This is a genomic window from Rhodohalobacter sp. 8-1 (assembly GCF_038150125.1).
GTDB lineage: Bacteria > Bacteroidota > Rhodothermia > Balneolales > Balneolaceae > SW132.
The window spans coordinates 1-2,732 of sequence record NZ_JBBVMF010000043.1 but is presented as its reverse complement, the minus strand read 5'-3'; the positions used below and the strand labels follow the sequence as shown (position 1 = coordinate 2,732).

Annotated in this window: 3 protein-coding genes; 2 read left to right on the top strand and 1 reads right to left on the bottom strand. The window is 43.4% G+C overall.

Annotated elements, in window-relative coordinates; all coding sequences use genetic code 11:
* The coding region (locus AABW11_RS19905) for a hypothetical protein (RefSeq protein WP_340107083.1) at positions 1 to 277 on the top strand (277 nt) is incomplete at its 5' end.
* Positions 278 to 838: 561 nt separating this feature from the next.
* On the opposite strand, the gene AABW11_RS19900 is transcribed toward AABW11_RS19905, so the two are convergent.
* Positions 839 to 1,018 carry a hypothetical protein gene (locus AABW11_RS19900; protein ID WP_340107082.1) on the bottom strand — a complete coding sequence of 60 codons (180 nt, stop codon included), beginning with the start codon at positions 1,016 to 1,018 and terminating at the stop codon, positions 839 to 841.
* 190 nt (positions 1,019 to 1,208) lie between these two features.
* Here AABW11_RS19900 and AABW11_RS19895 point away from each other — a divergent pair.
* Positions 1,209 to 2,732: hypothetical protein (locus AABW11_RS19895; protein ID WP_445263813.1), on the top strand; the 1,524-nt coding region annotated here is incomplete at its 3' end.

Below are 2,732 nucleotides of genomic sequence, written 5' to 3'. Positions count from 1 at the left end.
TGGTCAGCAGGATCCGGTGTGTGAGGATGAAGGCGGTGAAGACAGTGGCAGCGACAATACATCTGTGGGAGCTCCAGAGCTATACGCTCCGGCTCGCCAAGGCGTGGACGTATCGGTGACGCCGACGTTTGAGTGGAGCGATACAGGAGCGGACTACTATGTGCTGCATGTCAGGGCGGCCGGCCAGGCGGGTGAGACGATAGACGTGATGGTGGACGGATACAACCTTAATGTTAACGGATTTGCTGGTATCGCCATCGGGCGGTTCGTACGATAACGGAAAATAACGAAAAGGAATGTAGCTTTGTCAATAGTTTTACGATATATGCGAAGAATTAAATTGAACCTCTCGCGGGAGTAATAAGCCCTTATTTTGATTGATTACTGGTTAACCTGAGTTCGTTTCTTAAACAATGGTTTAAAAAGTTCCCCTTAAAGAGGCTGTGAGGAAATTGTTTTCCAAAGAAACCGTACCTAAATAAATTAAGATTCTGTCACCTTCAACACTACGAGCCCTCCTGACTCACCCCCGCCCCCTCTCTATCGCGCCCTGACGGGACTTGACAGAGAGGGGGGCTTCGGAATAAATCATTTTGCCTTAAAAGTTTAACTGAGTTGAAATTTGTTATCGAATTTTCTCACAGCCTCTAAAAAAGGGGAATTCAAGGGATGTTCATCAGATCTATGAAAAAACCGATGGACATCCCTCTTGCCGCGGGCATCCCTTACGGGGAAATCTCCTCTTGTTAGGGGAGACTTTATACTGAATAAGTGTAATAGATTATAAATCGAACTGAGGTGGTTAATAAAAATTCTAACTCAGGATTAGAAAGCTTTATTAGTCAAAGTCCCCATAAGCACTGGATTGTCCCTCATTTCCTTTATTAACGAAAGTTAGTAGAGTGAAATGCTTGAAGCCATTCTTCTCCTGGTTGATCTGCATCATGCTCGTTTCGTTGTAGAGCTCTACATGAATACCTAAAGATCCATTCACTTTCTCACCTACTTTAAATACCAAATAATGCCCTTCTGCTCAGAAAATTATTTTGTCCGAAATTCAGAAAAAAAATATAAAAAACTTCGGAACATTAGTTTTTTTTAAGGATAGGTGTACTCTTATTTGATAAAAATTATTACAATTAATGCTTTTGGTTTTGCGAAGGTTAAACCGGAATACATAACTATTTAAATAGAAATCCATAGATATAATGATGAGTAAGTTAGTGGCAGGTACTGTACTTGCAATCCTGGGGATTGTGATGTGTGGAAGCGTGGTAATGGGGCAGAACTTGAATAGCGTGAAGGGTGACCGCCAGGCACTGGTGGATTTGTATCATGCCACTGGCGGAGATGGCTGGGATAATAATTCTGGTTGGCTGAATGGGGATCCGTCCAATAGCTGGCATGGTATTGAGGTTGATAGAAATGGCCGGGTGGTAAAGGTGAAACTCAATGGCACCGGTTTTGGGCAAAAAGGAAAGATTGGTGGAAATAATCTCCGGGGCGCCATTCCTTCATCAATAGGCAATCTTTCTAAGGTGACCTATTTCAACGTGAAGCAAAATAAACTTACCGGTGAGATTCCCTCCTCGATTGGCAATATGACCAATCTTGTTGACCTGTTATTAAACGGGCGGAGGCATGATCCAAAAGCGGAAGTGGATCATCACCCCGGGAAGGAAAACGGTTCAGGAACACAGGACAGGAGCAACAACTTTACCGGGGGAATCCCTGCAGCCATCGGAAAATTAACGAGTTTGCAGCAGTTTGAACTCATTGGCAAAAATATCGATACCAAGGGATTGACTGAAGACATACCCAAAGAGATTGGGAATTTGACGCAGCTTGTCGGGCTTCATTTGAGTTTTAATAATTTGTCTGGTTTGCCCAACTCGTTACAAAACCTTAAACAATTGGAAGTTCTGGGATTAAGTCACAATAAGTTGAATGGGGGAGTCCCTGAAACAGCAAAAGAGTTGGTGAATTTACGTTATTTTAGAATTGATGATAATAAATTGGGAGGAACCATTCCGGATCTGAGTTTACTGACTAACCTGAGATTATTTTCAGCAGTACGGGCTGAACTTAAAGGTAAGATTCCACCGGCATTATATGATGGGACAAATCCAAACATCAATATAATCACTTTATCCTGGAACGACCTGGAGGGGAAACTGGCGGATTTTGGCCAAAATAACCTGATTATGTTTACGGTGGATGGAAATAATCTGACCGGAACGGTGCCGGCCTCTATTATAAAAGCAAAGAAACTGAAAAATCTTGGACTAGGCTGGAACAATTTTGAAGGCCAGCTTCCCTCTGACCTGTCCATGATGCATCAGCTTCGGTATATCCGGGTGACAAGCAATGATTTTTCGGGCCCGCTTCCGGCCTTGCATACGGATAATAATAAATTATCCCGGCTGTGGTTTCAGGACAATAATTTTTCCGGCCCGATCGACCCCTCAATTGCGGAGGCTGTGATGAATGGCCGGGATCCCTTTTTTGAGGTAAATTTTTCCAACAATCGATTTTGCGCGGAGGATTTGAAAGACCTGATAAACGATATTAATGGTCTGAATAATGTGAAAAAATTCAGGTATGATAACCAGAATGAGGCGATTTGCGGAAACTCCAGTAACAGTAATGAAGAGCAAGGTCCAGCAAGTCAGACTACGGATAGCGTGGAGGGTGATCGTCAGGCGTTGGCGGACGTCTACCATGCAACCGAT